4 protein-coding genes are annotated in these 3,356 nt (G+C 36.7%); all 4 read left to right on the forward strand.

Translation table 11 applies throughout. From position 1 onward, the window contains the following. The first annotated feature begins 242 nt into the window (after positions 1 to 242). Positions 243 to 719 (forward strand): hypothetical protein, encoded by a 477-nt coding sequence (locus tag AC1DRF_RS20295; RefSeq protein ID WP_477741524.1) that lies wholly within the window; start codon positions 243 to 245, stop codon positions 717 to 719. Positions 720 to 954: 235 nt separating this feature from the next. Further along, positions 955 to 1,722 (forward strand): carotenoid biosynthesis protein, encoded by a 768-nt coding sequence (locus tag AC1DRF_RS20300; protein WP_097825187.1) that lies wholly within the window; start codon positions 955 to 957, stop codon positions 1,720 to 1,722. After that, complete coding sequence (locus AC1DRF_RS20305; RefSeq protein ID WP_477741525.1) at positions 1,719 to 2,432, forward strand: lysophospholipid acyltransferase family protein; 714 nt, start codon at positions 1,719 to 1,721, stop codon at positions 2,430 to 2,432. The genes AC1DRF_RS20300 and AC1DRF_RS20305 overlap by 4 nt, the downstream gene beginning before the upstream one ends. Continuing rightward, on the forward strand, positions 2,396 to 3,356 hold a 961-nt coding region (locus tag AC1DRF_RS20310), incomplete at its 3' end, for a glycosyltransferase family 2 protein (protein ID WP_477741526.1). The genes AC1DRF_RS20305 and AC1DRF_RS20310, both read left to right, overlap by 37 nt.

Raw genomic sequence — 3,356 nt, forward strand, 5'->3', positions numbered from 1 at the left:
CTTTCGTACGTATAAAACTAGTATATCGTACGATTTTGTTTTAATAAACAGAAAATTCTAAGCGAAAATGTCTGGTCGAATAGCTAAACTATTTATCAATTTACAATAAGTTACAAATATTAAAGGAGATGTAGTATAAAAATTTTACATTTACAAAAACTATGAGTAAATTATTGTGAGGTTGATAACTATGGACAAAATTTCTACTGATATCATGCTGTGGAGTTCTTTTATACGTCAAAATGTTAGGACAGAACGTGACTAGACTAGAAGCTCTTTTATGGAGCATTGCGTTGCCGGGCTTTGGACAATTACTAAACAAAAAACATATAAAAGGAATTTTGTTTATTGTACTTGAATTTCTCATTAATATGGGCGCAAATTTTAATGAAGGCATTCGCTTAAGCTTTTTAGGAGAAACAAGGCATTCCCTAGAAGTAATGAACATGCAGTGGTTAATGTTTTATCCATGTTTGTATTTTTTTGCAATTTGGGATGCTGTTAAAGAAGCAGAAAACGGCGCATCGAGATTTACATTTATTCCTTTTGTCTCCTGTGCTTATTTTGTTACAGTAGGCATTATGTATTCTTCAGTAACAACCATCAACGGTGTTTTTATAGGACCAATTTGGCTTCCTATGCTGTCTGTTATACCTGGACTTGTTGTCGGACTCATTGTCAAAAAGCTATTAGAAGTGTATATACATAAGAAAAAATAAACGTCATTACAATCTATACATCCGTAGATTTTAATGGACGTTTATTTTATTTTTGTTTATAAATAAGTAATAAAGTCTCTTATTTAGGGAACGTACTAACAGTGGCTGTTTTTACATAATTTTAAGAGAGCGCGGACTATTCATAAAAAAGAGCACATTGAAAATGGAGAGAATGGGTACAAGCTTATATAATAGCACTTTGACAAAAAGAAGCTGGAGAGAAGGTGGATAAAGGATGATCACAAATGGTATTTATCGTTTTTTTCTTATCTGGTACGTATGCGGAGTCGTCTTGCTTTCCTTCGATTTGCTGCCTTCATGGTTAGAATGGGCAAACGCGGTCTTTTTACACTTGAGCAGTCTTCTTGCTCTTATTTATCTAACTAAAGCTTATGGAGTAAGGCGGGCACTGCTCGTTGCGATATTTGTGACAGGCGCATCTATTTATATCGAAAGTCTAGGTGTTAAGTATGGATTTTTATTTGGATCCTACGATTATGAAAAAGATTTTGGCGCCAAAATTTTAGGTGTTCCTCTGACCATTGGTTCGGCTTGGTTTATGGTTGTGATTACAAGCAGAATACTAGCTTTAGGAATTATGAAACGTATGGAGCTGCCGTTTATTGTCCATGGAATTGCCTATGCAGTCATTAGTTCGCTTTTTGCTGTTATTATGGATTTGGCTATTGATCCTGTTGCCTATGTTGTTAAACAATATTGGGTGTGGGAAGGGGACAGCTTTTATTATAATATTCCTTTATCAAATTTCTCCGGCTGGTTTTTATTGTCTTTCTTCATTCAGCTGGTCGTATATTTCTTTTTAGCTAAGTCTCCTAAAGAGGAAAATCCGGTGTGGGAAAAAAGAATGGTATTTTTGTATAGTGCAGTTGTCATGATGTTTGTGATTGTAGCGTTAGCAAATGGCCTATGGCTTGTCGTATGTCTGACGATGATTCCTTTTCTTATTCTTTATATTGTGTATAAAAAGGAGACTCGCTTATGATTTACCCGAAGAAAAACTCAATATTTGAGCGATTTTTTCAACTGTTTGTCACATATCAGCTTAAAAAGCAATTTTATCGTATTCATTTACATATAGAAGGGCTCCCAAAAGATAAAAAAATTTTATTAATTGCTAATCATTCCAGCTGGTGGGACGGTTTAGTGACATTTTATTTAAATAACGCGGTATTAAAAACAGATCTATACGCTATGATGTCCGAACAAGGATTGAAGGATTTTCCTTTTTTTCAACGAATCGGAGCTTTTTCAGTAAATGCAGCGTCCCCGAAGCATACGGTGGAATCGTTAAGGTTTGCCAGTAAGCTGTTAGAAGAGAAAAAAGCGGTGCTTATTTTTCCCCAAGGAAAAGAAGAGCATCTTGAAAAAAGACCGTTAACTTTTTCTGAAGGACCTGCTTTTCTTCTAAAGAAGCATTCTGACGTTGAAGTTATTCCTATTACGTATTATTATACGTTTCGCCATGATCAGCGACCGGAGCTTTTTATCTGGATAGGGCAAGCTGTTTTTTACGACTCGGCTAAGGCAAGAGAAGAGATAACCAACACGCTAGGCGGTACAGTCACTGCTCAGCTTGATCATCAAAAACAGAAAATAATTCAAGAAAACGATGAGGAATTTACGGTTTTATTAAAAGGAAAAAAGACGCTTAGTGAATGGTTAACGTGGTGGAAAGCGAAGGTGAAAGAATGATTTACTATATGCTTTTATTTATTTTTATGCTGCTTTTAACCATTGTAAATATTCAAGCAATGCCTAAATTAAAAAGATACGAGCTGGATTCCAAAACACCTCAGCCTCTCATTTCTATTTTGATTCCAATGCGAAATGAAGAACGAAATGTAAAGCGAATCATTTCCTCTATTAAAGGATTAACGTACAGCAATCTAGAATGTGTCATACTAGACGATCAGTCCACAGATCAAACACGACCACAGCTGTTGAAAGAAATTCACGGCGATCCGAGGTTTACCATCATAGAAGGAAAAGAGCTGAGAGAGGGCTGGGTCGGAAAAGTTCATGCCTGTCACCAGCTGTCGCAAGCTGCAAATGGAGACTATTTATTGTTTGTAGACGCAGATGTAGAACTAAAAGAACGTACACTAGAACATACTTTAGCCACAGCACAAGCGACAAAAGCCGCTCTTTTAACAGGTTTCCCTCGTTTTCCCGTAAAAACGTGGTTAGAAGCATTGGTTGTTCCGCTTCAGCATGTGGTTGTTTTTAGTTATTTACCGGTTGTCGTAGCTAATCGTAATAAGATGAGCAAAGCTTCCGCGGCTCACGGTGCTTTTATGTTTATAAAAAATGAAGCTTACGAGGCCGTAGGAGGACATGAAGCCGTCAAATCTTCACTAGTAGAAGATGTCCACCTAGCCCAGCTTTTTAAGCAAAAGAAACACCGCGTCATTTTAGCGAATATTACCTCTCATGTTAGCTGTTATATGTATGAAACAACAGAAGAAGTATGGAACGGTTTTGCTAAAAACATCTTTATAGGTCTGGGCCGCTCCGCTAAAGCAGTTTGGATACTAAGCGTTTTTTTTGCCTGTTACTACGTGCTGCCGCTTCCTTTTTTTATAGCAGGAATATTCACAGGCAACATGCTTTGGATTC

This window comes from Priestia sp. P5_B4 (genome assembly GCF_056400385.1).

Excerpts from the sequence above, each read along its gene's own strand:
- AC1DRF_RS20295 (WP_477741524.1), top strand. The coding sequence starts at position 243 with ATGTTAGGACAGAACGTGACTAGACTAGAAGCTCTTTTATGGAGCATT.
- AC1DRF_RS20300 (WP_097825187.1), top strand. The coding sequence starts at position 955 with ATGATCACAAATGGTATTTATCGTTTTTTTCTTATCTGGTACGTATGC.
- AC1DRF_RS20305 (WP_477741525.1), top strand. The coding sequence starts at position 1,719 with ATGATTTACCCGAAGAAAAACTCAATATTTGAGCGATTTTTTCAACTG.